The 25,291-nt window shown below is 69.1% G+C and carries 19 protein-coding genes, 1 rRNA gene and 1 pseudogene; 10 read left to right on the top strand and 11 right to left on the bottom strand.

Annotated features, from left to right (window positions below; translation table 11 throughout):
• Positions 1 to 128: 128 nt before the first annotated feature.
• From OG718_RS17580 to thyX, 4 genes are all read right to left on the bottom strand, one after another.
• Positions 129 to 1,657, bottom strand: a 16S ribosomal RNA gene (locus OG718_RS17580).
• Between the two features lie 517 nt (positions 1,658 to 2,174).
• A complete protein-coding gene (locus tag OG718_RS17585; RefSeq protein ID WP_143640766.1) occupies positions 2,175 to 3,860 on the bottom strand; it encodes a ribonuclease J in 1,686 nt (561 codons plus the stop codon).
• A 134-nt stretch (positions 3,861 to 3,994) separates the two neighbouring features.
• Positions 3,995 to 4,894, bottom strand: coding sequence for a 4-hydroxy-tetrahydrodipicolinate synthase (gene dapA / locus OG718_RS17590; RefSeq protein WP_143640765.1), 900 nt, complete (start codon positions 4,892 to 4,894; stop codon positions 3,995 to 3,997).
• 211 nt (positions 4,895 to 5,105) lie between these two features.
• Entirely contained in the window at positions 5,106 to 5,846 is a 741-nt protein-coding gene (thyX, locus tag OG718_RS17595; protein WP_143640764.1) for an FAD-dependent thymidylate synthase, read from the bottom strand.
• A gap of 230 nt (positions 5,847 to 6,076) precedes the next feature.
• Here thyX and OG718_RS17600 point away from each other — a divergent pair, with 230 nt between their 5' ends.
• Positions 6,077 to 6,316 carry a hypothetical protein gene (locus tag OG718_RS17600; RefSeq protein ID WP_143640763.1) on the top strand — a complete coding sequence of 80 codons (240 nt, stop codon included), beginning with the start codon at positions 6,077 to 6,079 and terminating at the stop codon, positions 6,314 to 6,316.
• 121 nt (positions 6,317 to 6,437) lie between these two features.
• Positions 6,438 to 6,998: a hypothetical protein gene (locus tag OG718_RS17605; RefSeq protein ID WP_143640762.1), complete on the top strand. Its 561-nt coding sequence runs from the start codon at positions 6,438 to 6,440 to the stop codon at positions 6,996 to 6,998.
• A 92-nt stretch (positions 6,999 to 7,090) separates the two neighbouring features.
• Here the strand turns inward: OG718_RS17605 and OG718_RS17610 are convergent, their stop codons facing one another.
• The 5 genes from OG718_RS17610 to rpsO form a co-directional block, all read right to left on the bottom strand.
• On the bottom strand, positions 7,091 to 7,543 hold the full coding sequence (locus tag OG718_RS17610) for a hypothetical protein (RefSeq protein WP_328844563.1): 453 nt from the start codon (positions 7,541 to 7,543) through the stop codon (positions 7,091 to 7,093).
• 5 nt (positions 7,544 to 7,548) lie between these two features.
• Positions 7,549 to 8,301, bottom strand: coding sequence for a 4-hydroxy-tetrahydrodipicolinate reductase (gene dapB / locus OG718_RS17615; protein WP_143640760.1), 753 nt, complete (start codon positions 8,299 to 8,301; stop codon positions 7,549 to 7,551).
• 28 nt (positions 8,302 to 8,329) lie between these two features.
• Positions 8,330 to 9,709 (bottom strand): M16 family metallopeptidase, encoded by a 1,380-nt coding sequence (locus tag OG718_RS17620; protein WP_328844564.1) that lies wholly within the window; start codon positions 9,707 to 9,709, stop codon positions 8,330 to 8,332.
• Positions 9,706 to 11,922 carry a polyribonucleotide nucleotidyltransferase gene (locus tag OG718_RS17625; protein ID WP_143640758.1) on the bottom strand — a complete coding sequence of 739 codons (2,217 nt, stop codon included), beginning with the start codon at positions 11,920 to 11,922 and terminating at the stop codon, positions 9,706 to 9,708. The genes OG718_RS17620 and OG718_RS17625 overlap by 4 nt, the downstream gene beginning before the upstream one ends.
• Before the next feature lie 282 nt (positions 11,923 to 12,204).
• On the bottom strand, positions 12,205 to 12,492 hold the full coding sequence (gene rpsO, locus OG718_RS17630) for a 30S ribosomal protein S15 (protein WP_019075416.1): 288 nt from the start codon (positions 12,490 to 12,492) through the stop codon (positions 12,205 to 12,207).
• Positions 12,493 to 12,790: 298 nt separating this feature from the next.
• Here rpsO and OG718_RS17635 point away from each other — a divergent pair, with 298 nt between their 5' ends.
• Together OG718_RS17635 and OG718_RS17640 are read left to right on the top strand one after the other, a co-directional pair.
• Positions 12,791 to 13,087: a DUF397 domain-containing protein gene (locus tag OG718_RS17635; RefSeq protein ID WP_143640757.1), complete on the top strand. Its 297-nt coding sequence runs from the start codon at positions 12,791 to 12,793 to the stop codon at positions 13,085 to 13,087.
• A 402-nt stretch (positions 13,088 to 13,489) separates the two neighbouring features.
• A pseudogene (locus OG718_RS17640) lies at positions 13,490 to 13,570 on the top strand (SCO5717 family growth-regulating ATPase); the annotation flags it as partial.
• A gap of 23 nt (positions 13,571 to 13,593) precedes the next feature.
• On the opposite strand, the gene OG718_RS17645 reads toward OG718_RS17640, so the two are convergent.
• Positions 13,594 to 13,884, bottom strand: a complete 291-nt coding sequence (locus OG718_RS17645) for a hypothetical protein (RefSeq protein WP_328848012.1) — start codon at positions 13,882 to 13,884, stop codon at positions 13,594 to 13,596.
• A gap of 151 nt (positions 13,885 to 14,035) precedes the next feature.
• On the opposite strand from OG718_RS17645, the gene OG718_RS17650 reads away from it, so the two are divergent.
• The 6 genes from OG718_RS17650 to OG718_RS17675 all read left to right on the top strand — a co-directional run bounded on the left by OG718_RS17650 (position 14,036) and on the right by OG718_RS17675 (position 24,106).
• Complete coding sequence (locus OG718_RS17650) at positions 14,036 to 17,737, top strand: AAA family ATPase (RefSeq protein ID WP_328847784.1); 3,702 nt, start codon at positions 14,036 to 14,038, stop codon at positions 17,735 to 17,737.
• A gap of 380 nt (positions 17,738 to 18,117) precedes the next feature.
• Positions 18,118 to 19,965, top strand: coding sequence for an ABC transporter substrate-binding protein (locus tag OG718_RS17655; protein ID WP_143640755.1), 1,848 nt, complete (start codon positions 18,118 to 18,120; stop codon positions 19,963 to 19,965).
• A gap of 58 nt (positions 19,966 to 20,023) precedes the next feature.
• On the top strand, positions 20,024 to 21,106 hold the full coding sequence (locus OG718_RS17660; RefSeq protein ID WP_186001311.1) for an ABC transporter permease: 1,083 nt from the start codon (positions 20,024 to 20,026) through the stop codon (positions 21,104 to 21,106).
• 23 nt (positions 21,107 to 21,129) lie between these two features.
• Positions 21,130 to 22,077, top strand: a complete 948-nt coding sequence (locus OG718_RS17665; RefSeq protein WP_328847785.1) for an ABC transporter permease — start codon at positions 21,130 to 21,132, stop codon at positions 22,075 to 22,077.
• Positions 22,074 to 23,084: an ABC transporter ATP-binding protein gene (locus tag OG718_RS17670; RefSeq protein ID WP_328844565.1), complete on the top strand. Its 1,011-nt coding sequence runs from the start codon at positions 22,074 to 22,076 to the stop codon at positions 23,082 to 23,084. The genes OG718_RS17665 and OG718_RS17670 overlap by 4 nt, the downstream gene beginning before the upstream one ends.
• Positions 23,081 to 24,106: an ABC transporter ATP-binding protein gene (locus OG718_RS17675; RefSeq protein ID WP_328844566.1), complete on the top strand. Its 1,026-nt coding sequence runs from the start codon at positions 23,081 to 23,083 to the stop codon at positions 24,104 to 24,106. Before OG718_RS17670 ends, OG718_RS17675 begins: the two co-directional genes overlap by 4 nt.
• 109 nt (positions 24,107 to 24,215) lie before the next feature.
• Here OG718_RS17675 and OG718_RS17680 read toward each other — a convergent pair whose 3' ends face one another.
• A complete protein-coding gene (locus tag OG718_RS17680) occupies positions 24,216 to 25,172 on the bottom strand; it encodes a bifunctional riboflavin kinase/FAD synthetase (protein WP_328844567.1) in 957 nt (318 codons plus the stop codon).
• Between the last annotated feature and the right edge of the window lie 119 nt (positions 25,173 to 25,291).

Genomic DNA, 25,291 nt, shown 5'->3' on the forward strand with positions numbered 1-25,291 from the left:
TTGCAGCCCGAGATGACTGAGAGTGCCGAATAATCAACGTTCCACCCTTGAGCAACCAGCACCGGACGTACGCCGATGTACTGGCCTCTGACCTCGTCCCGAAGGACTCGGTAAGAAGTGCTCCTTAGAAAGGAGGTGATCCAGCCGCACCTTCCGGTACGGCTACCTTGTTACGACTTCGTCCCAATCGCCAGTCCCACCTTCGACAGCTCCCTCCCCACAAGGGGGTTGGGCCACCGGCTTCGGGTGTTACCGACTTTCGTGACGTGACGGGCGGTGTGTACAAGGCCCGGGAACGTATTCACCGCAGCAATGCTGATCTGCGATTACTAGCAACTCCGACTTCATGGGGTCGAGTTGCAGACCCCAATCCGAACTGAGACAGGCTTTTTGAGATTCGCTCCGCCTTGCGACATCGCAGCTCATTGTACCTGCCATTGTAGCACGTGTGCAGCCCAAGACATAAGGGGCATGATGACTTGACGTCGTCCCCACCTTCCTCCGAGTTGACCCCGGCAGTCTCCTGTGAGTCCCCACCATCCCCGAAGGGACGTGCTGGCAACACAGAACAAGGGTTGCGCTCGTTGCGGGACTTAACCCAACATCTCACGACACGAGCTGACGACAGCCATGCACCACCTGTCACCCGACCACAAGGGGGCACCATCTCTGATGCTTTCCGGGCGATGTCAAGCCTTGGTAAGGTTCTTCGCGTTGCGTCGAATTAAGCCACATGCTCCGCTGCTTGTGCGGGCCCCCGTCAATTCCTTTGAGTTTTAGCCTTGCGGCCGTACTCCCCAGGCGGGGAACTTAATGCGTTAGCTGCGGCACCGACGACGTGGAATGTCGCCAACACCTAGTTCCCACCGTTTACGGCGTGGACTACCAGGGTATCTAATCCTGTTCGCTCCCCACGCTTTCGCTCCTCAGCGTCAGTAATGGCCCAGAGATCCGCCTTCGCCACCGGTGTTCCTCCTGATATCTGCGCATTTCACCGCTACACCAGGAATTCCGATCTCCCCTACCACACTCTAGTCTGCCCGTATCGAATGCAGACCCGGGGTTAAGCCCCGGGCTTTCACATCCGACGTGACAGACCGCCTACGAGCTCTTTACGCCCAATAATTCCGGACAACGCTTGCGCCCTACGTATTACCGCGGCTGCTGGCACGTAGTTAGCCGGCGCTTCTTCTGCAGGTACCGTCACTTTCGCTTCTTCCCTGCTGAAAGAGGTTTACAACCCGAAGGCCGTCATCCCTCACGCGGCGTCGCTGCATCAGGCTTTCGCCCATTGTGCAATATTCCCCACTGCTGCCTCCCGTAGGAGTCTGGGCCGTGTCTCAGTCCCAGTGTGGCCGGTCGCCCTCTCAGGCCGGCTACCCGTCGTCGCCTTGGTGAGCTTCTACCTCACCAACAAGCTGATAGGCCGCGGGCTCATCCTTCACCGCCGGAGCTTTCAACCCCCACCCATGCGAGTGGAAGTGTTATCCGGTATTAGACCCCGTTTCCAGGGCTTGTCCCAGAGTGAAGGGCAGATTGCCCACGTGTTACTCACCCGTTCGCCACTAATCCACCTCGAAGGGCTTCATCGTTCGACTTGCATGTGTTAAGCACGCCGCCAGCGTTCGTCCTGAGCCAGGATCAAACTCTCCGTGAATGTATTCCCGTAATCGGGATGACACCATGAGAGCGGAACAACCGGGCGGAATAAGCCCGACTGTTCACAGCGTCCTCGCTGTGCGCCTACCGGAACAATGCCCGGCAGGACTTTTTCAAAGGAACCTCGTCCCGGCCGTGATGGCCGGAGACGGGGTATCAACATATCTGGCGTTGATTTTTGGCACGCTGTTGAGTTCTCAAGGAACGGACGCTTCCTTTGTACTCACCCTCTCGGGCTTTCCTCCGGGCTTCCCTTCGGTCTTGCGTTTCCGACTCTATCAGACCGTTTTCCGATCCGATTTCCTCGGTGCTTTCCAGGTTTTCGCTTTCGCGTTTCCCTTTCCGGCGACTCCGACTTTATCAGAAGTTCTGAGTCGGAATTCCCGCCCCGGTCGGGGTGGTCCGGACGCACAGTTGCGCCGGGTTCCCGTTCAGGCGGAGCCGTAAACGTACTGGAGCGGGGCGCCCCGATGCAAATCGAGGGGCCCCGCTCCGGGTTCACGCGTACGAGATGCTCAAACCTCGACCACGACCGGCAGGATCATCGGCCGGCGGCGGTAGTTGTCGGAGACCCATTTGCCCAGCGTGCGGCGGATGAGCTGCTGCATCTGGTGGGGTTCGACGACGCCGTCCTGGGCCGACCTCTCCAGGACCTCGTTGATCCTCGGGAGGACGTCACTGAAGGCGGAGTCGTCGATGCCCGAGCCACGGGCCTGGATGTGGGGACCGCCGGTGATCTTGCCCGTGCTGGAGTCCATCACCACGAAGACCGAGATGATGCCCTCGTCGCCGAGGATCTTGCGGTCCTTGAGCGCGGGCTCGCCTACGTCACCGACCGAGAGGCCGTCGACGTACACGTATCCCGCCTGGACCTTGCCGGAGATCTTGGCCTTGCCTTCGACGAGATCGACGACGACGCCGTCCTCGGCGATGACGATCCGGTCGTGCGGGACGCCGGTGAGCGCGCCCAGCTCGGCGTTGGCGCGCAGGTGGCGCCATTCACCGTGGACCGGCATCAGGTTGCGCGGCTTGCAGATGTTGTAGAAGTACAGGAGCTCGCCCGCGGACGCGTGGCCCGAGACGTGCACCTTGGCGTTGCCCTTGTGGACGACGTTGGCGCCCCAGCGGGTCAGGCCGTTGATGACGCGGTAGACCGCGTTCTCGTTGCCCGGGATGAGCGACGACGCCAGGATCACCGTGTCGCCCTGGACGATGCGGATCTGGTGGTCGCGGTTCGCCATGCGGGACAGCGCGGCCATCGGCTCGCCCTGTGAGCCCGTGCAGACGAGGACGATCTCGCGCTCCGGGAGATCGTCGAGCGTCTTGACGTCGACGACCAGGCCCGGCGGGACCTTCAGATAGCCCAGGTCTCTCGCGATGCCCATGTTGCGGACCATCGAACGGCCGACGAAGGCGACCCGGCGCCCGTATTCGTGGGCGGCGTCGAGGATCTGCTGGATGCGGTGGACATGGCTGGCGAAGCTGGCCACGATGATCCGCTTGCTGGCGCCGGCGAAGACCTGGCGCAGCACGTTCGAGATCTCGCGCTCGGGCGGGACGAAGCCCGGGACCTCGGCGTTCGTCGAGTCCGAGAGGAGGAGGTCGATGCCCTCCTCGCTCAGACGGGCGAACGCGTGTAGATCTGTGAGACGCCCGTCCAGCGGAAGCTGGTCCATCTTGAAGTCGCCCGTGTGGACGACCATGCCCGCGGGGGTGCGGATGGCGACCGCGAGGGCGTCCGGGATGGAGTGGTTGACCGCGACGAACTCGCAGTCGAAGGGGCCGATGCGCTCTCGGTGGCCCTCCGCGACTTCGAGGGTGTACGGACGGATGCGGTGCTCCTGGAGCTTCGCCTCGATGAGGGCGAGGGTCAGCTTGGAGCCGATGAGCGGGATGTCCGGCTTCTCGCGCAGGAGAAAGGGGACGCCGCCGATGTGGTCCTCATGGCCGTGGGTGAGGACGATGCCCTCGATGTCGTCGAGGCGATCCCTGATGGAACTGAAGTCCGGCAGGATCAGGTCGATTCCGGGCTGCTCCTCCTCCGGGAAGAGCACGCCGCAGTCGACGATCAGAAGGCGGCCTCCGTACTCGAAGACCGTCATGTTTCGGCCGATTTCACCGAGGCCGCCGAGTGGGGTGACCCGCAGGCCATCCTTCGGGAGGACCGGCGGAGCGGCGAGTTCAGGATGCGGATGACTCAAAAGACTCTCCTCACCACACGCGCCACGTACCTGGCAGGGCACGTGGCGCGCGTGACGTTCGTGCAGTAGCAGTTGTCTGGTGGTGCAGGCCCTCCGGCCTGCGGGTCGTGCGTATTCAGTTGTGAAGTCTGTGGTTAGAGCTGTACCCCGCCGGCGGCAAGATCGATCTTGAGCTGGGCGGTCTCCTCGGGTGACAGGCCGACCATGGGCAGACGCAGCGGTCCGGCGGGCAGGCCCTGGAGGGCGAGCGCGGCCTTGGTCGTCATGACGCCCTGGGTGCGGAACATGCCGGTGAAGACCGGGAGCAGCTTCTGGTGGATCTCGGTGGCCTTCTGGACGTCGCCGCTGACGTACGCGTCGATCATGGCCCGCAGCTCGGGGGTGACGACGTGGCCGACGACGGAGACGAAGCCGACCGCGCCCACGGAGAGCAGGGGCAGGTTCAGCATGTCGTCGCCGGAGTACCAGGCGAGGCCGGAGCTGGCGATGGCCCAGCTGGCGCGGCCGAGGTCACCCTTGGCGTCCTTGTTGGCGACGATACGCGGGTGCTCGGCCAGCCGCACCAGCGTTTCCGTGTTGATCGGGACACCGCTGCGGCCGGGGATGTCGTAGAGCATCACCGGAAGTTCCGTCGCGTCGGCGATGACCTTGAAGTGCTGGTACAGGCCCTCCTGCGGGGGCTTGTTGTAGTACGGCGTGACGGTCAGGAGACCGTGCGCGCCGACCTTCTCGGCCGACCGGGCGAGCTCGATGCTGTGGCGCGTGTCGTTCGTGCCGACGCCCGCGACGACGTGGGCGCGGTCGCCGACCGCCTCCAGTACGGCTCGTACGAGATCCGCTTTCTCCGCGTTGCTGGTGGTCGGGGACTCGCCGGTGGTGCCGTTGACGATCAGGCCGTCGTTGCCTGCGTCCACCAGGTGGGTGGCGAGCCGCTGAGCGCCGTCGAGGTCGAGTGCGCCGTCCGCCGCGAAGGGCGTGACCATGGCGGTGAGGACCCGCCCGAAGGGGGTCTGCGGAGTGGAGGTCGGAGCCATGGGTAACACGCTACTCGCTGCTCAACGTGCGGTCTGCCCTCGGGGGCGGCGACAAGTCATGACAAAAGAGGAGCCCGGCACTGCCTGCTCGGGGGTTCAAGCAGTGCCGGGTCCGTTTGATCAGGCTAGATGAACTTCTCGAAATGCCGCAATACGGACACTTCGCATGGTTGACCCGTACACATGTGCCCGACCGGGTGACGGAGGTGCGCTACGGCGCCACGCGCCCGTTGGCATTGAAGGCGGCGTACGTGAGGGGCATGAGCCGGGCCCATTCCGCCTCCATCTTCTCGCCGACCATCTCGATCTCCCGCTGGGGGAAGGACGGGACCTTCGCCAGCTCGTGCTGGGTGCGCAGGCCGAGGAAGTGCATCAGCGAGCGGGCGTTGCACGTCGCGTACATCGACGAGAAGAGACCGACCGGGAGGACCGCACGGGCTACCTCGCGGGCCACGCCTGCGGCGAGCATCTCCTGGTACGCCTCGTACGCCTGGCGGTAGGAGTCCTCCATGACACGGCCAGTCAGCTCCTGCTGGGCCTGGGTGCCCTCCACGAAGACGTACTTGCCGGGGCGGCCCTCCTGGACCAGCTTGCGGGACTCACCCGGGACGTAGAAGACCGGCTGGAGCTCCCTGTACCGGCCCGACTCCTCGTTGTACGACCAGCCGACGCGGTGGCGCATGAACTCGCGGAAGACGAAGATCGGGGCGTTGATGAAGAACGTCATCGAGTTGTGCTCGAAGGGGCTGCCGTGCCGGTCCCGCATCAGGTAGTTGATCAGGCCCTTTGAACGCTCCGGGTCCTTCTTCAGCTCGTCCAGGGACTGCTCCCCGACCGTCGAGACACGGGCGGCGAACAGCACGTCGGAGTCGGAGGCGGTGTGCTTGACCAGCTCGACGGTGACATCGCTGTGGAAGCTGGGCTTGAGGTCGTCGGCGGGTGTGTCGGTCACGGCTTGGAGGGTCCTTCCCATCACTGGCTCGGGCGGCGTCCACTCTACGGCCAGGCACTGACAACGGGGCGTTCGGTGCCGTGCCGCGACATTCTTCGCCGAACTTCTGCGAAGTCGGTGAAACCGGGCACCAATTGGGGCTCTCGCTCGTCTGTATTGGTGACAGCGATTCGTTCGAGTCGCCTGTTCCGTCAGATCCCGTTCGAGCCTCCAGAGGAGAAGCGCACTTCATGTTTCGTCGGCGCGAGCCCGTTCCGTTCGCCTTCATCGCCGAAGCCGACAGGTTCCGCAGCAATGTCACTCCCCCACCGCGCCAGCGGGCCTCCGCCGGTGAGCTGGCGGGCCGATGGCTCATGGGCCTCACCGTGGTCGCGGGCCTCGTGGGCTCCCTGCTCATAGGGACGCCCGCCCTGTCGGCCGGCACCTCACCTGCACATACGCAACAGTCGGACGCGTCGCAGGGCCGTTGACCCTCCCCACTGCCCGGATGGCCTGGGAGCACCCCCATGGACCCCCGAGGGTGGTGACCGGAGATCCCGCTAGGTAGCCTCACCGGGCATAGTCCATGCGTGGATTGAGTGAGGATCAGTCGTGCCCCTGCCCTTTCTGACCGCCGATCGCGCTTTCGACGAGGCGGGCGAGGATCTCGCGCTGCCGTTCGACGACCGCGACCAGTGGCGACGCCCCTACCGGCCCGGACCGTGGCGCGTCGCCGCGGCGGCGCTTCTTCTGCTGCTCGCGTCGTACGTGCTGTTCGCGGCGGTCATCGTCGCGGCGGCCGGCAACCGGTCCGGTGGCGCGGTCTTCCTGGGGCTCGCGGCGCTCGTCATCGTGTGTGCCCTGCGGCTGTTGCGTATGGGCGCGTGGGTGAGCGCGTACGGGCTGCGCCGGGTCCGTTTCCTGCTCACGAGCACGACCCCCTGGGCGAAGGTCCAGGCGGTGCGGACGGTCCAGCAGCCGGTGCGCTGGCTCGGGCTGCCGCGCACGGTGCAGGGGCAGGCGCTCGTCCTCGTCAGCGGTGACCGCTCGGGTGCCGAGCCCACACAGCTGCTGACCACGCACAACGCGGACTTCCTCGGACGCCCCGATGCGTTCGACCGGGCCGCGGACGGCGTCGAGGTGTGGGCGGACGAGTACAGCGGGCACGCCTGACCGTCGACACACACAGACAGTCAGCACGGCGAAGGGGCCGGTCCGCGGGTGCGGACCGGCCCCTTCGCCGTGTCTGTGTACGTCTCCGTGCCTCAGGCCCGTACGGGTTTCCCGTCGTGCAGGGCGATCGCGTGCTGCATCGCCTTGCGGGCCCGGGGGGTGTCACGGGCGTCGTGGTAGGCGATGGCCAGCCGGAACCAGCTGCGCCAGTCGTCGGGGGCGTCCTCGGTCTCGGCCTTGCGCATGGCGAAGACCTCGTCGGCCGAGTCGCGGTCGATCCGGCCGGCCGGGGTGCGCTTCAACTCGTCGACGGGCAGGCCGCCTTCGGCGTCGAGCTCAGCGGCGAGCCGGTTGGCCCTCTGGACGAACTGGGTGTTCTTCCAGAGGAACCAGACGCCGATCACCGGCAGGATGAGGACGGCCACGCCGAAGGTGACGGTGAGCAGGGTGCCGCTCTGTATGAGCATCACTCCGCGGCTGCCGACCAGGACGAAGTAGACGACCAGGACGGCGGCCGTGACGGCGTATGTGATCTTCGCGCCCATGACGGTTACTTCAGATCCAGGAAGTGTTCCAGGCCGAAGGTGAGGCCCGGGGTGTCCACGACGCGGCGCACGCCGAGCAGGATGCCCGGCATGAAGCTGCTGTGGTGGAGGGAGTCGTGGCGGACGGTGAGGGTCTCGCCCTCGGCGCCGAGCAGCACCTCCTGGTGGGCCAGCAGCCCGCGCAGGCGCACCGAGTGCACCGGGACGCCGTCGACGTCCGCGCCGCGGGCACCGTCCAGGGCCGTGACCGTGGCGTCGGGCTGCGCGGCGCTGCCCGAGCGCTGACGGGCGGCTGCGATGAGCTGGGCGGTGCGGTGGGCGGTGCCGCTCGGGGCGTCCACCTTGTTCGGGTGGTGCAGCTCGATGACCTCGACGGACTCGAAGTACGGCGCGGCCACCTCCGCGAACTTCATCGTGAGAACGGCGCCGATGGAGAAGTTCGGGGCGATGAGCACGCCCGTCTCCGGTGAGGCGGCGAGCGAGGTGTTCAGCTGCGCGAGGCGCTCGTCGGTCCAGCCCGTCGTACCGACCACGGCGTGGATGCCGTGGCGGACGCAGAAGTCGAGGTTGCCCATGACCGAGGCGGGTGTGGTCAGTTCGACGACGACCTGGGCGCCGGCGTCCACCAGCGTCTCCAGTTTGTCGTCGCGGCCGAGGGCGGCCACCAGCTCCAGGTCCTCGGCCGCCTCGACGGCTCGTACCGCCTCGGATCCGATGCGGCCCTTGGCACCGAGGACCGCCACGCGCAGCTTGCTCATCTTCTTGCTTCCTTACCGGATTCGGGGGTTACGCGACCGCTTCGTGCAGACGGGAAGCCTGTTTGTCCTTCAGCGGGCCGATGACCGACAGCGAGGGCCGCTGTCCCAGGATCTCGCGGGCCACCTCCCGTACGTCGTCCGGGGTGACCGACGCGATCCGGCCGAGCATGTCGTCGACGGACATCTGCTCGCCCCAGCACAGCTCGCTCTTGCCGATACGGTTCATCAGCGCGCCCGTGTCCTCCAGGCCGAGGACCGTGGAGCCGCGGAGCTGGCCGATGGCGCGGCCGATCTCGTCGTCCGACAAACCGTGCTCGGCGACCTGGTCGAGTTCGTCGCGGCAGATCTTCAGCACGTCGTGGACCTGGCTGGGCCGGCAGCCCGCGTACACGCCGAAGAGGCCGCAGTCGGCGAAGCCCGAGGTGTACGAGTACACGCTGTAGGCGAGGCCGCGCTTCTCGCGGACCTCCTGGAAGAGGCGGGATGACATGCCGCCGCCCAGCGCGGTGTTCAGGACGCCCAGGGCCCAGCGGCGCTCGTCCGTGCGGGCGAGGCCGGGCATGCCGAGGACGACGTGGGCCTGCTCGGTCTTGCGGCCGAGGAGCTCGACGCGGCCCGCCGTACGGATGGAGCGGGAGCCGTCGCGCGGGGCGATCGGGGTCGCGTCCGGCTGCCTGAGGGCGCCCGACTTCTCGAAGGCGGCGCGGACCTGGCGTACGACCTTGTTGTGGTCGACGTTGCCGGCGGCGGCGACCACGAGGTGGGTCGGGTCGTAGTGCTTCTTGTAGAAGCGGCGGATGCGGTCCGCGGTGAGGGCGTTGACGGTGTCGACCGTGCCGAGGACCGGGCGGCCGAGAGGGGTGTCGCCGAGCATGGTGTGCGCGAACAGGTCGTGCACGCAGTCGCCCGGGTCGTCCTCCGTCATGGCGATCTCTTCGAGGATCGCGCCCCGCTCGACGTTCACGTCCTCTTCGAGGATCAGCGAGCCCGTGAGCATGTCGCAGACGACGTCGATGGCGAGCGGGAGGTCGGTGTCGAGCACGCGTGCGTAGTAGCACGTGTACTCCTTCGCCGTGAACGCGTTCATCTCGCCGCCGACCGCGTCGATCGCGGAGGAGATGTCCAGGGCGCTGCGCTTCTGCGTGCCCTTGAAGAGGAGGTGTTCCAGGTAGTGCGTGGCGCCGTTCAGAGCCGGCGTCTCGTCGCGCGAGCCGACGTGCGCCCAGATGCCGAAGGTGGCGGAGCGCACGGAGGGCAGGGTCTCGGTGACTATGCGCAGACCTCCGGGGAGGGTGGTCTTGCGGACCGTACCGATGCCGTTCTCGCCCTTGATCAGGGTTTGGGTACGGGCGACGGCCCGCGCCTCCGAGGAGGTGCGGGCCGTCGCCGTGGAGCTACTCGACGTCACTTGTCGGTGTCGTCCTTCTTCTCATCGTCGCCTTCGCCCTCGATCACGGGGATCAGGGAGAGCTTGCCGCGGGAGTCGATCTCGGCGATCTCGACCTGGACCTTGGAGCCCACGCCGACCACGTCCTCGACGTTCTCCACGCGCTTGCCGCCGGCGAGCTTGCGGATCTGCGAGATGTGCAGCAGACCGTCCTTGCCCGGGAGCAGCGACACGAACGCACCGAAGGTCGTCGTCTTCACGACGGTGCCCAGGTAGCGCTCGCCGACCTCCGGCATGGTCGGGTTCGCGATGCCGTTGATCGTGGCGCGGGCGGCCTCGGCCTGCGAGCCCTGGGCGGCACCGATGTAGATGGTGCCGTCGTCCTCGATCGTGATGTCGGCGCCGGTGTCCTCCTGGATCTGGTTGATCATCTTGCCCTTCGGGCCGATGACCTCACCGATCTTGTCCACGGGGATCTTGACCGTGATGATCCGCGGGGCGTTCGGGGACATCTCGTCCGGCGTGTCGATCGCTTCCATCATCACGTCGAGGATGTGGAGGCGGGCGTCACGGGCCTGCTTGAGGGCCGCGGCCAGGACGGAGGCCGGGATGCCGTCCAGCTTGGTGTCGAGCTGGAGGGCGGTCACGAACTCCTTGGTGCCGGCGACCTTGAAGTCCATGTCGCCGAAGGCGTCCTCCGCACCGAGGATGTCGGTGAGGGCGACGTAGTGCGTCTCGCCGTTGATCTCCTGGGAGATCAGGCCCATGGCGATACCGGCGACGGGGGCCTTCAGCGGCACACCGGCGTTCAGCAGCGACATGGTGGAGGCGCACACCGAGCCCATGGACGTCGAGCCGTTGGAGCCGAGGGCCTCGGACACCTGACGGATCGCGTACGGGAAGTCCTCGCGCGAGGGCAGGACCGGGACGATCGCGCGCTCGGCGAGCGCGCCGTGGCCGATCTCGCGGCGCTTCGGGGAACCGACGCGGCCGGTCTCGCCCACGGAGTAGGGCGGGAAGTTGTAGTTGTGCATGTAGCGCTTGCGGGTCACCGGGGAAAGGGTGTCCAGCTGCTGCTCCATCCGGAGCATGTTGAGGGTGGTGACGCCCAGGATCTGGGTCTCGCCACGCTCGAACAGCGCCGAGCCGTGCACGCGCGGGATGGCCTCGACCTCGGCGGCGAGCGTACGGATGTCCGTGACGCCGCGGCCGTCGATGCGGACCTTGTCCGTGATGACGCGCTCACGGACCAGGGACTTGGTCAGCGAGCGGTACGCGGCGGAGATCTCCTTCTCGCGGCCCTCGAACTGCGGGAGCAGCTTCTCGGCGGCGATCTCCTTGATGCGGTCCAGCTCGGCCTCGCGGTCCTGCTTGCCGGCGATGGTGAGCGCCTGGGAGAGCTCGCTCTTGACCGCGGCGGTCAGGGCCTCCAGGACGTCGTCCTGGTAGTCGAGGAAGACCGGGAACTCGCCGGTGGGCTTGGCGGCCTTGGCGGCGAGGTCGGCCTGGGCCTTGCAGAGCACCTTGATGAAGGGCTTCGCGGCGTCCAGACCGGAGGCGACGATCTCCTCGGTCGGCGCCTCGGCGCCGCCCGCGACCAGCGCGATGGTCTTCTCGGTGGCCTCGGCCTCGACCATCATGATCGCGACGTCGCCGTCCTCCAGGACACGGCCGGCGACGACCATGTCGAAGACGGCGTCCTCGAGCTCGGTGTGCGTCGGGAACGCGACCCACTGGCCGTTGATCAGCGCGACGCGGACGCCGCCGATCGGGCCGGAGAAGGGCAGACCGGCCAGCTGCGTGGACGCGGAGGCGGCGTTGATCGCCACGACGTCGTACAGGTGGTCGGGGTTGAGCGCCATGATCGTGGCGACGACCTGGATCTCGTTGCGCAGGCCCTTCTTGAAGGACGGGCGCAGCGGGCGGTCGATCAGGCGGCAGGTGAGGATCGCGTCCTCGGAGGGCCGGCCCTCACGACGGAAGAAGGAACCGGGGATCTTCCCGGCCGCGTACATACGCTCCTCGACGTCCACCGTGAGGGGGAAGAAGTCGAGATTCTCCTTGGGCTTCTTGGAAGCGGTGGTGGCCGACAGCACCATGGTGTCGTCGTCCAGGTACGCCACGGCGGAGCCGGCGGCCTGCTTGGCCAGACGGCCCGTCTCGAAGCGGATGGTGCGGGTGCCGAAGGATCCGTTGTCGATAACGGCCTCGGCGTAGTGGGTCTCGTTCTCCACTAGCGTTTTCTCCGATACTTTTCGTCTTTCGTCCCGTCCTGCCCGTGTGGCAGGGGGACGCTTCTGCGGAGAAGCGCGCCTTCTGGTGCGGGCCGGTCTTCGATCGAAGCACCCGGGGTTCGCATCGCCCGGGAGCCACTACCGAGGACCGGCGGCGGCGAGGTGCACTTCATCCTCGTGGTATTGCGTTGTGCTACCACACTACAAAGGTGCGGTGACACTCCGCACGTACAGCAAAGGGAGCGGCCCCCTAAGAGTGGGAACCGCTCCCTTCACGGCGTCTTACTTGGCGCCCGCCGCACCGCGGCGGATGCCCAGGCGGTCGACCAGCGCACGGAAGCGCTGGATGTCCTTCTTCGCCAGGTACTGCAGGAGGCGACGGCGCTGACCGACCAGGATGAGCAGACCACGACGGGAGTGGTGGTCGTGCTTGTGGGTCTTGAGGTGCTCGGTCAGGTCCGAGATACGGCGCGAGAGCATCGCGACCTGGACCTCGGGGGAGCCGGTGTCGCCCTCCTTCTGACCGAACTCGGTGATGAGCTGCTTCTTCGTAGCGGCGTCGAGCGACACGCGTACTCCTCGTAGTCTTTGAGTAGCCACCGAGTGCCCCTGGTCCACATCTCAGGGGAGCTTCCGTAACTCGGGAGGCGGGGATCCGCTGGGCGCGTCCTCCAGGGCCCTTGAGGGGCGGTCCGGGGGTGCGTACACATACGGCCGTCACACAGCGTACCAGGGGGTGGGGGTCCCACTTACCGGGGTTCCTGGAGTCCGGGGAGGCCAGGGGCGGTCCCAGTAGGGTGACGCGACAGGTCGTTCGTCCGGTCGGGACCGACGCCGGACGCGTACGCGGGGAAGGGGTCGCTTCGTCATGGCCGAGGCAGAGGACAAGGACGTCAAGGCGCGCAAGGAGCGGGAGAAGGACGAGCTCTACGCCCTCGACATCTCGGACGTCGAATGGCAGAGCGCGCCGGGTACGGAGGAACACGAGGAGCGGGTCGAGATCGCGTACCTGCCCGGGGGCGCGGTGGCCATGCGGTCGTCCCTCGACCCGGACACCGTGCTGCGGTACACGGAGGCGGAGTGGCGGGCCTTCGTGCTGGGGGCTCGGGACGGGGAGTTCGATCTGGAGCCGGCGCCGCACAACGGCGGGGTTTCGGCGGAGTAGCGGAGCGGCTGGGCAGTCGCCTTCGAGCGCGCGAGGGACCGGTGGCTTGTATGCCACCGGTCCCCTTTGTTGTGTCGGGGTGCCGCCCTGTTGTGTCCGAGTGCTGCACGGTGGGGCGCAGGAGCGCTCCTTAAGCGCGATTTTGTCCACTTTGCCGTCCGTACAAGGCCGTTCATACGTCACTTCTGGGCAGGGTGTGACGCAGTGGGTGGGACCGGAGGGGTGGACGGGCCTGCCGTGGGGGTGGTTGTGGTGATTAGGCTGGGGTGGGCGCGGCAGCAGAACCCGGGGACGGGACCGCCGCGTCACACAGGGGGAGCCGGGGCGCGATGGACGGCCTCGGACGATCGGAACGGTCGCCCCAGCTCGGTATGAGGGTGCTCGACCACACCAGGAGGAATTGTGAACAGCGATCGGGACGGGATCCGCGGGGGCTGGGCCACACCCGGCGATGACCAGTCCGACGCGGAGTCCGCCGTCGAGACGACGGGCGAGTTCACCATCGACTACGCCCCTCCCGCCTGGTACACGCAGAACGCGTCGGGGAGTTCGGATGGGGCTTCGTCGGCTCCGGTCGAGGAGGAGTCGGACGAGGCGGAGGCCTCGGACGGGTCCGAGGGATCCGACGGGTCCGGCAGGGCCGGCGCGGCGAACCAGGCGGAGAAGGGGGACGGGACAGCGGCTGCGGCGGCACCCGAGGCGCCCGCGGTTTCGCCGGCTTCCGTGCCCAGTTTCGCTCCTGGGGCTCCTTTCGCTCCGCCTGCCGCTGTGCCACCCTCCGCTCCTGTTTCTCCCATGCCTGTTCCCCCCTCTGCTCCTGACGGTGGTCCGGGTGCCGTTCCGCGGTTGCCTGTGGGGAGTGGGTTCGAGCCTCAGGCCCCGGCTCCTGTCCCGCCCTCTGCGGGTCCGGCCGGTCTGCCGAATCTGCCGAACCTCCAGGGTCCGCCGGTGGCGCCTCCGGACGAGATCGAGCAAGACAGCGGGGACATCGAGAGTGGCGCCACCATGCGGATCTCCGCTGTCGCTGTGAAGCGGGAGGTCTCGGAGCGGGCCGCGGCTTCGGGCGAGGTCGCCGACGCTGACGCCGAGGCCGAGAGCGAGACCGAGACCGAGGCCGACGTCCCGAATTCGGACGAGACCGCCGACGAGACCGCCGACGAAGCCTTCGATGCGGGTGTCGACGCGGAGGTCGTCGAGGTGGCGTTCGGGCGCGAGTCCGAGGACGACGACGGCGTGGACGACGTCGACGACGTGGATGGCGTTGACGAAGGAGCCGAGGTGGCAGCCTCGGAGGGTGTGGCCGCGGCTTCCGGTCCGTCCGACGCGTCGGACGAGATCGAAACGGCTGACGTGACCGCCACGACCGACGAGGACAAGGACGCCGTCGCGGACGATGACGATTCCGCGGGGGTCGTCGAGTTGCATCAGGTTGACGTCGACGCCGAGGACTCCGCTGACGTCAGCGATGCCGTCTCCGTGGCGGACGCCGAGCCCCAGGATGCTGAGCCGAGGGATGCGGCCCCGGAGACGGCCGCGGATTCGGACTCGGACTCGGAGCCTGAGGATGCCCCGCCCGCGAGCCGGGCCGAGCCTCAGGACGCCGAGCCGCAAGACGCCGAACCCCAGGATGCGGAGCCTCAGGACGTAGTGCCCGAGCCCGCCGCGGACGTGGCCGACGCCGTGCAGGACGCGCCTCCCGCGTGGGCTCCGCCGCCGGTGCCGCAGGGCGGGCTTCCGCCGTTGCCGCCCTCGTACCAGCCTGCCGCGCCTGCTTCGGCCGCTCAGTGGCCCGCGTCCGCGGAGAGTGAGGGTGGGCAGCCGTCGGCGGAGGCTCCGGCTCAGCCGTCCGTACCGCCGCAGGGTCAGCCGCCCTTCCAGCCGCAGGCTCCACAGCCTTCCCCGCCCGCCTGGCCCGCGCCTGGTACGCCGGCCGCGGCCGGTACTCCCTCTGCGTCCGCGCCGCCCGCGCCGCCCGCCGCCGACGTACCCCCTCCGGCGCCTGCCTCCGGTACTCCGGCAGCTCCCGGGCAGCCGGGCGGTTACGGATTCCCGCAGTTCAGCGCTCCCGGTACGGCTCCGGGTCCGCAGGACAGCATCCCCCGTACGACTCCGGAGCCCCAGGACAGCGTCCCCGGTACGGCCCCGGCGGCGCAGGCCGTTCCCGGCTTCCCGCAGCCCGGACCCACCACCGCGCCTCCGGCTCAGGATCCCGCACCTGCACCTGCGCCTGCCCAGCAGAATCCGGCCCCGGCGCCCCAAGGCGGCTATGGCTTCCCGCAGTCCGGCCCCGCCGCTGCCCAGCCCACTCCTCCGGCACCCCAGGCGCCCCAGGACGGGTACGGCCTCCCGCAGCCGGGCCTTCCCACACCGCCCCATCAGCCCGCCCCTGCTCAGCCCGCTCCGGCCGAGCCCGCTCCTGTGACACCGAACGCCCCGGCGCAGGCTCCCGGTTACGGGTTCCCGCAGCCTGGCGCTCCGGCTCAGAGCGGGCCCAGCGCGCCTGCGCAGCCGCCCGCCGGCTACGGGTTCCCCCCACCGGGAGCCCCTGCCCCGAGCGCGCCCAACGCGCCCGGTCCGCAGCCCGGATACGGATTCCCGCAGCCCGGCGCCGCGCCCGCCGCGAACCCCGCGCCGCCGCACGTGCCCAACCAGCCGGCCGGAGCCGGATCGGGCTACGGATTCCCGCCGCCCGGAACGCCCAACCCGCCTGCTCAGCCGGGCGGTTACGGGTTCCCGCAGTCGCCCGCCGCCCAGGCCCCGGCTCCTGCACCGCAGGCCCCAGCACCCCAGGCCCAGGCCCCGGCCCCGCAGCCACCCGCGCCTCACCCGCCCGTCGCGCAGCCGCCCGTCGCGCAGCCGCCCGCCGGTCAGCCGCTCCCCCAGCAGGGCCAGCCCCACCAGCAGCCCGTACCGCATCAGCCGAACGCCGGCGCCGGCCAGCCCGGCGTACCTCAGCCGCAGGCCCATCAGCCGCAGCCCCAGGCACACCAGCCGCAGGGTCACCAGCCCCAGGGCCAGCAGCCGCAGCACCAGCCCGGGCAGCAGCCCCCCGTCGACCCCCGTACCGGCACCGCCTGGCCGCAGCCCGTGCAGCACGATCAGCGGCAGCCGACCAATCCGGGGGCGCCGCTCGGCTACACGGCGGCCGTGGAGCTGTCGTCGGACCGGCTGCTCAACAACAAGAAGCAGAAGGCGAAGAGCGGTCGGCCCGCCGCCGGTTCCTCCCGGTTCAAGCTCGGTGGGAAGAAGGAGGAGGCCGAGCGGCAGCGGAAGCTCGAACTGATCCGCACGCCGGTGCTGTCGTGCTACCGGATCGCCGTGATCAGCCTCAAGGGCGGTGTGGGCAAGACGACCACGACCACCGCGCTCGGCGCCACGCTCGCCACGGAGCGGCAGGACAAGATCCTCGCCATCGACGCCAACCCGGACGCCGGTACGCTCGGCCGCCGTGTGCGCCGGGAGACCGGGGCCACGATCCGTGACCTCGTCCAGGCGATCCCGTACCTCAACTCGTACATGGACATCCGGCGGTTCACGTCGCAGGCGCCCTCCGGGCTGGAGATCATCGCCAACGACGTCGACCCGGCCGTGTCCACGACGTTCAACGACGAGGACTACCGACGCGCGATCGACGTGCTCGGCAAGCAGTACCCGATCATCCTCACGGACTCGGGTACGGGTCTGCTCTACAGCGCCATGCGCGGCGTACTCGACCTGGCCGACCAGCTCATCATCATCTCGACGCCGTCGGTCGACGGTGCCAGCAGTGCCAGTACGACGCTGGACTGGCTGTCGGCGCACGGGTACGCGGATCTGGTGTCGCGGTCCCTGACCGTCATCTCCGGGGTGCGTGAGACCGGCAAGATGATCAAGGTGGACGACATCGTCAGCCACTTCGAGACGCGCTGCCGGGGCGTCATCGTCGTGCCGTTCGACGAGCATCTGGCGGCGGGTGCCGAGGTCAATCTCGACATGATGCGGCCGAAGGTGCGCGAGGCGTACTTCAACCTCTCGGCGCTGGTCGCCGAGGACATCGCGCGGCACCAGCAGTCGCAGGGCCTGTGGACGTCGGACGGCAACCCGCCGCCGGTCGCGGCCCCTCCGATGCCGGGCCAGCCCCTGCCCGGCCAGCCCATGCCGGGCCAGCCGTATCCGGGCCAGATCCCCCAGCAGGGCCAGCCGCCCGCGCAGCCGGGTCAGCCCTATCCGCCGCAGCAGCCCCAGCAGCACCCGGGCCAGCCGTACCCTCAGCCCGGGGCCCAGCCCCAGCACGGGCACGGTGCCCCGCCGCAGCCCGGCGGATACCCGCAGCCGCCTCAGCAGCAGCACGCCCAACCCGGGCAGCACGCTCAGCCCGGGCAGCAGGGTCACCCCGGCGCCGCCCCCCAGGGCTGGCAGCCCCAGACCGCCCCCGCCCAGCCGGGCCGGCAACCCGATCAGCACGGTCAGCCCCAGCCGGGCGCCCCCTTCCAGCAGCCCCCGGCCCCGGTCGCCCCCGGCCAGCCCTTCAACCCGAACGCCCCCGCACCGGCTCCGGGCCAGCAGTTCCAGCCGGGGCAGCCCTACCAGCCCCCGCAGGCGGACCAGGGTGCGCAGGACCCCCAGGCCCCCCAGGGTCAGACCCCGCCGCCTCCGCCGCCCCACCAGTAACCGGCGTCACCCGTAACCCATACGGCCGAACTCGCCGCTCCCGTTCCACCCCGAAGGGCCCGCCCCGTATCCCACGGCGCGGGCCCTTCGCGTACCCCCGGACACCTTCCGGAAGCGCCCCGCCCGTCCCGGCCCAAAACGCCTGCACACCAGCCACATTCCCCGCCGCCACGCTCCGACCAGGGCCCCTTCACCGGTCTGAACCAATGGCCGTGAAATCCGCGTCAACTCGTTATTTCCGCAGGCCACACGGGGTTCCCGGGCCGTTGACGCGTGCCGACCAGCGCTGATAGACACTCACATCGGCCCGGCCGCGGTCACCGGTCCGAGCAGTGCAACAGCCCTTCTCCGTGCGAGTGATGACGCGAGGTCAGCGACCCATGGACACACACGACCAGTACGGCGCGAGAGGCACCGTCCTCCGCCTCCTCGCGGCCGCCGGTGCGGCAGCCCTCACCCTCACGGTCGGTCTCGTGACGCCGCTCAATCCGGCGCCCCAGCAGGCCGAGGCGGACGGCAAGAAGGTCCTCACGGTCGCGGTGGCGCAGAGCGTCGACTCGCTGAGCCCGTTCCTGGCTCAGCGGCTGGTCAGTACGAGTATCTTCCGCCTCACGTACGAGTACCTGACCAACTACTCCGCGAAGGACAACCACGCGATCCCGGGCCTCGCCACCAAGTGGGAGCCGTCCGCCGACAAGCTCACCTGGACCTACACCATCCGCGACAACTCCAAGTGGTCCGACGGCAAACAGGCCACCGCCGAGGACGCGGCGTGGACGTTCAACAAGATGATGACCGACGAAGGCGCGGCCACCGCGAACGGCAACTTCGTCTCGAACTTCAGGAGGGTCACCGCCCCCAGCCCCACCAAGCTCGTCGTCGAGCTGAAGAAGCCGCAGGCCACCATGGCCGCGCTGGACGTGCCGATCGTGCCGAAGCACGTCTGGGAGAAGGTCGACGACTTCTCGAAGTTCAACAACGACAAGTCCTTCCCGGTCGTCGGCAACGGCCCGTTCGTCCTCACCGGCTACAAGGCCGACAGTTACGTACGGCTGAAGCCCAACAAGTCGTTCTGGCGCGGGGCCCCGAAGTTCGACGAGCTGGTGTTCAGGTACTACAAGGACCAGGACGCCGCGGTCTCCGCGCTGCGCAAGGGCGAGGTCTCCTTCGTCGCGGGCTCGCCCGCGCTGACGTCGGCCCAGGCCGCGTCTCTCAAGGGTGACAAGAACATCCAGGTCAACGATGCCCCCGGCCGCCGCTTCTACGCGCTCGCGACCAACCCGGGCGCGAAGGCCAAGGACGGCGAGAAGTTCGGTGACGGCCACGAGTCGCTGCTCGACCAGAAGGTCCGTCAGGCCCTGTTCATGGCCGTGGACCGCAAGACCGTCATCGAAAAGGTCTTCCAGGGCCACGCCGTCGAGGGCGAGGGCTACATCCCGCCGCGCTTCTCGACGTACTTCTGGAAGCCGTCGGACGGCCAGAAGCTCGCGTACGACCCCGCGAAGGCGGGCCGGCTCCTGGACGAGGCGGGCTACAAGAAGAACGGTGACGGCAAGCGCGTCGGCAAGGACGGCAAGCCGATCGACTACCGCGTCCTGTGCCACGCCACCGACCCGAACGACAAGGCGGTCGGCAAGTACCTGCAGGAGTGGTGGGGCGAGCTCGGCATCGGGGTCGAGCTCGACTGCCGGGACAACGTGAGCGATCCCTGGCTGGCCGGCGAGTACGACCTCGCCTTCGACGGCTGGTCGGTCAACCCCGACCCCGACTTCGTCCTCTCCATCCACACCTGCTCCGCGCTCCCGGCGACGCCGAAGGACATCGGCGCGACCGACAACTTCATCTGCGACAAGAAGTTCGACGAGCTGTACGCGCAGCAGCTCGCCGAGTACGACCCCGCCAAACGGGCGGAGATCGTCAAGCGGATGGAGTCGCGGCTGTACGACACCGGGTACATGAACGTCATGGCGTACCCGAACGCGGTCGAGGCCTACCGCACCGACCAGATCGCGTCGATCACGAAGATGCCGGAGGCCGCGGGCAACATCTACGGCCAGGACGGCTACTGGAGCTGGTGGTCGGCGACTCCGGCCGCCGTCAGCGAGTCCTCCGACGACTCCAGCCAGACAGGCGTCATCATCGGCATCGTCGCGGGTGTCGTCGTCCTGGCGGGTCTCGGGGTGTTCTTCGCGCGGCGCCACCGCGCCACCGCCGAGGACCGCGAGTAGCGGCCCGGTACCGCGCACAGCCAGCCAGTCGGGAGTGGCCGAGAGTTGAGAACCGTTCATGACCGCTGAAGCGACACCCCCGCTGGTCGGGAAGACCGCCGGTCCGGCCTCCGCCGGACCGGCCTCCGCCGGACCGGGGGCCCGCGGACCGCGGGCGCGCACCACCGCCGGATATCCGCGGTACGTGGCGGGCAAGCTGGGCGGCGCGGCCGTCTCGCTGCTCGCCGTCCTCGTCACTAGCTTCTTCCTCTTCCGGCTGATCCCCGGCGACCCGGTGAAGTTCATGACCGGCGGACGTCAGGTCTCGGCCGAGCAACTCGCCGCGTACCGCCGGGAGTTCGGGCTCGATCTGCCCATGTGGCAGCAGTTCACGGACTACTGCGGCAAGGCGCTGACAGGCGATCTCGGTACGTCGTACCAGTTCCGGGCGCCCGTCATCGACAAGATCACCGAGGCCCTGCCGAACACGCTGCTGCTCACGGGCACCGCGTTCGTGCTCTACACGGCGCTCGGCATCTTCCTCGGCACGCGTGCGGCCTGGCGCAACGGCCGGCTCGGCGACCGGCTCAACACCGGTCTTGCGCTGACCCTCTACTCCATCCCGTCGTTCTGGCTGGGGCTGCTGCTCATCATCGTCTTCGCGGTGGGCATCGGACCGATCCCCGGTCTCTTCCCGACGGGCGGCATGGAGTCCGGCGACGAACAGGGCTTCGCGTACGTCCTCGACGTCGCCCATCACCTGGTCCTGCCCGTCGTGACACTGGTTGCCGTCGACTACGGGCAGACGCTGCTCGTCACGCGCGCGGCGCTGCTCGACGAGATGGGCAGCGACTATCTGACGACCGCGCGGGCCAAGGGCCTGCGGGACGATCTCGTACGCCGCCGCCATGCCGTTCCGAACGCGCTGCTGCCGACGATGACGCTGATCTTCATCAACCTCGGCCGGACCGTCGCGGGTGTGATCCTGGTCGAGACGGTCTTCTCCTGGCCGGGCCTCGGCGGGCTCTTCTACCAGGCGCTGAGCGTGCCCGATCTGCCGCTGGTGCAGGGGCTGTTCTTCGTCTTCGCCGCCGCGGTGATCGTGATGAACACGCTCGCCGACCTGATCTATCCGCTGCTCGACCCCAGGGTGGGCCGATGACGACGACGGACCCGGACGAGCCGATGGCGACCGAGGCGCCTCCCCCGGTGGCTCCCTCCGAAGCTCCCTCGCCACAGAAGGCCGGACCCCGCGCGCTCGCGTGGCAGCGCCGCCGCCGCTCCGCCGCCCGCTTCTGGCAGCGGTACCGCACCCATCGGGCCGGCGTATTCGGTCTGGCCGCCCTCGCTCTCTTCGCGCTGATCGCGCTCACCGCGCCGCTGACCGTCGGCTCGGACGTGCAGAGCGTGACGGACGCGCCGGGGCGGCCCATGGAGAGCCCGAGTGTCGAATTCCCGCTGGGCACCGACCAGTTCGGGCGCAGTCTGCTCGGGCTCTTGGTGTGGGGGGCGCGGGTCTCCCTCCTTGTCGGGCTGCTGGCGGCCGTCCTCTCGGTCGCGATCGGCGCGCTCATCGGCATCACCGCCGGGCACTTCCGCGGCTGGTTCGCGACGGTGATGATGCGGATCACGGACTGGTTCCTGGTCATGCCGACGCTGGTCCTGGCGATCGCGCTCGCGACCGTGATGTCCCGCTCGCTCGGCACGATCATCCTGGCGATCGGTGTCACGACCTGGCCGACGACGGCACGGCTGGTGCGCGCGCAGACCCTCGCCGTGGAGTCCCGGCCGTACATCGAGCGTGCCAAGGCGCTCGGCGGCGGCCACTGGCACGTCATGTCCCGTCACGTCCTGCCCAACGTCATGCCCCTTGTCCTGGCACAGACGACCCTGATCATCTCCTCCGCGATCCTCGCCGAGGCGACGCTCGCCTTCCTCGGCCTCGGCGACCCGACGGTCGTCTCCTGGGGCGGTCTGCTCCAGGACGCGCGCGAGGCGGGCGCGGTCAGCGCCGGGAAGTGGTGGTACCTCGTGCCGCCGGGTATCGCGATCGCCGTCGTGGCCCTCGCCTTCACCCTGTGCGGGCGCGCGGTCGAGTCCATCCTCAACCCCAAGCTGGGGGTGACCCGTTGAAGACGCCGAGCACTCCGGCCGCGCGACCCCTGCTGGACGTACGGGACCTGGAGGTGACGTACGCCGGAGGGGTCGCCGCCGTGCGCGGGGTGAACCTCACCGTGAACGCGGGCCAGAAGCTCGGCATCGCGGGCGAGTCGGGCTGCGGCAAGTCCACTCTGGCGCTCGCGCTGCTGCGGCTGCTGCCGGCCGGGACCCGGGTGACCGGGGAGATCCTCCTAGACGGCGAGGACGTACTGACCATGAAGTGGGGGCGGGTACGGGCGGTCCGCTGGGCCGGTGCCTCGATCGTCTTCCAGGGCGCGATGCACTCCCTCAACGCCGTGCACCGCATCGGCGACCAGATCGCCGAGCCGATCCTGCTGCACAAGCAGGCGACCCCGGCGGGCGCGCGGAAGAAGGCCGGCGAACTCCTGGAGCAGGTGGGGCTTCCGGCGGCGCGGGCGTCCGCGTATCCGCACGAGCTGTCCGGCGGACAGCGCCAGCGCGTGATGATCGCCATGGCCCTGGCCTGCGATCCCCGCCTGGTCATCGCCGACGAACCGACCACCGCGCTCGACGTGATGATCCAGGCCCAGATCCTGCGGCTGATCCAACAGCTGGTCTCCGAGCAGGAGTTGGGGCTCGTCATGATCAGCCACGACCTGGCGGTGCTGTCCGACACCTGCGACCGGCTCGCGGTGATGTACGCCGGGCGGGTGGTGGAGGAGGGTCCGGCCCGGCAGGTCTACGAGGACGCCCGGCACCCGTACGGGCAGGCGCTGTCGGCGGCCTTCCCGCGGATCGGGGACGCCGGATCGCGGTTCGCGCCGCGCGGGCTGCCGGGCGATCCGCCGGATCCCGCGGCCCTCCCGGGCGGCTGTACGTTCCATCCGCGGTGCGCGGTGGCGCTGGACTCGTGTACCGCCGAGGACCAGACGCTGCGGGCGGCGGCACCGGACCGCCGAGCGGCCTGCGTCCACGTGGGGCCCGCGGCCGTGGCCGAAGAAACGAGGATCACCCCATGACGACGACCGCGGCGGTCCCGCCGGTCCCCGAAACCCCCTCCGGTCCCCTGCTGAGCGCCGAGGGCCTGCATGTCACGTTCCCGGCCCGGCGCGGCGACACCGCCCGGGCCCGTGCCGTCGACGGAGTGGACCTCGACGTCCGGGCCGGTGAGATCGTCGCCCTGGTCGGCGAGTCGGGCTGCGGCAAGACGACCCTGGCGCGCTCGCTGCTCGGTCTCGTCCCGCCGACCGCGGGCCGTGTCACCTTCGCGGGCCGCCCACTCGACTACTCCTCGCGGGCCCTCAAGGCGTACCGCAAGCGCGTCCAGCTGGTCCTCCAGGACCCGAGCGGCTCGCTCAACCCCCGGCACACGGTGTACGACGCGGTGGCCGAGGGCCTGCGCATCCACCGTTACGGGGGCGACGAGCGCGAGGCGGTCGGGGTGGCCCTCTCCCGGGCGGGACTTCGCCCACCGGAGCGCTTCTTCCTGCGCTACCCGCACGAGCTCTCGGGCGGCCAGCGCCAGCGTGTCGTCATCGCCGGCGCCCTCGTCCTGGAGCCCGAACTCATCGTCGCCGACGAGCCGGTGGCCTCCCTCGACGCGTCGGTACGCGGCGAGATCCTGGCCCTGCTCCTGCGGCTGCGCTCCGAACTCGGCCTGTCCGCCCTGGTGGTGACGCACGACCTGGGCCTCGCGTGGAACATCGCGGACCGGGTCGCGGTGATGTACCTGGGCCGGATCGTCGAGACGGGGGCGGTGGAGGACGTTCTGACGGACCCTCAACACCCCTACACCCAGGCCCTGTTGTCGGTCCTGCCCGAGGCCCCCGGCGATCCGGTCGTCCTCACCGGCGAGCCCCCGGACCCCTCCCGCATCCCCACCGGCTGCCGCTTCCACGCCCGCTGCCAGATCCTGGCAACCGGCGAGGCAGAACGCGCGGGCGTCGCGGACGCGTGCCGTGGGGAGGACCTACCGGTACTGGACGGAGGAGCCGGGGCACAGGTGGCATGCCACTGGGCGAGGGCATCTGCGGTGCGGTAGGGGCGCCCCTTCAGGGGCGCGGGGAACTGCGCGACAAGCCACGACGGCGCCGCACCCGAACACCCACCGCCTCGGCGAACCAACAACGCGGCGGGGCGAGGCGGGGTAACTACCGCCCGCCGTCGTACGCCTCGATCAACTCCCGCGACCGCTTGACGTCGTCGGAAATCGCTTCAAGCAACGCCTCGATGGACTCGAACTTCGCCTGCCCCCGCACAAAGGCGAGAAAGTCCACGGCCACGTGCAGCCCGTACAGATCGAGCCCCACCCGATCGATGGCGTAAGCCTCCACCGTGCGCTCGGTCCCGTCGAACTGGGGATTCGTGCCGACGGAGATCGCCGCGGGCATCGCCTCGCCCTGCGCGTGCAGCCAGCCGGCGTAGACGCCGTCGGCGGGGATCGCGGTGTGCGGGAGGGTCTCGACGTTCGCCGTGGGGAAGCCCAGCTCGCGGCCGCGCTGGGCGCCGCGCACGACGATGCCCTCGACGCGGTGCGGGCGGCCGAGGATCTCGTGCGCCCCTTCGACATCGCCCTCGGCGACCAGTCGCCGGGTCATCGTGGAGGAGAAGGGTTCGCCGCCGCCGGCTTCACCGGTCACGTAGAGATCCACCACCTCGACCTCGAAGTCGTACGTCTTGCCCTGCTCGGCGAGGAAGGCTACGTTGCCCGCGGCCTTGTGGCCGAAGCGGAAGTTGGGGCCCTCGACGACGGCCTTGGCGTGCAGCTTGTCGTCCAGGACCTTCACCACGAAGTCGGCGGGCGACAGCTTCGAGAACTCGGTGGTGAAGGGCAGGATGAGCAGCGCGTCGACGCCCAGCCCGGCCATCAGCTCGGCCCGGCGGTGGTGCGGGGCGAGCAGGGGCGGATGGCTGCCGGGGCGCACGACCTCGCTCGGGTGCGGGTCGAAGGTGACGACCACGGACGGTACGCCCAGCTCACGCGCCCGTTCCACGGCATGCGTGATGATCAGCTGGTGCCCGCGGTGGACCCCGTCGTACGAGCCGATGGTGACGACGCTGCGCCCCCAGTCCTGGGGGATGTCCTCCAAGCCACGCCAGCGCTGCACTGTGACCGCTCCTCGTCGAACCTGTGTCCGTGTCTGCCTCATTACGCAGCTCTAAGAGTGCCATGCCGGGTCCGCTCGGCCCGCATCGGCATGGGGCGCTGTGACAGGGGGCACGTGAC

The sequence above is a fragment of the Streptomyces sp. NBC_00258 genome, assembly GCF_036182465.1.
Taxonomy (GTDB): domain Bacteria; phylum Actinomycetota; class Actinomycetes; order Streptomycetales; family Streptomycetaceae; genus Streptomyces.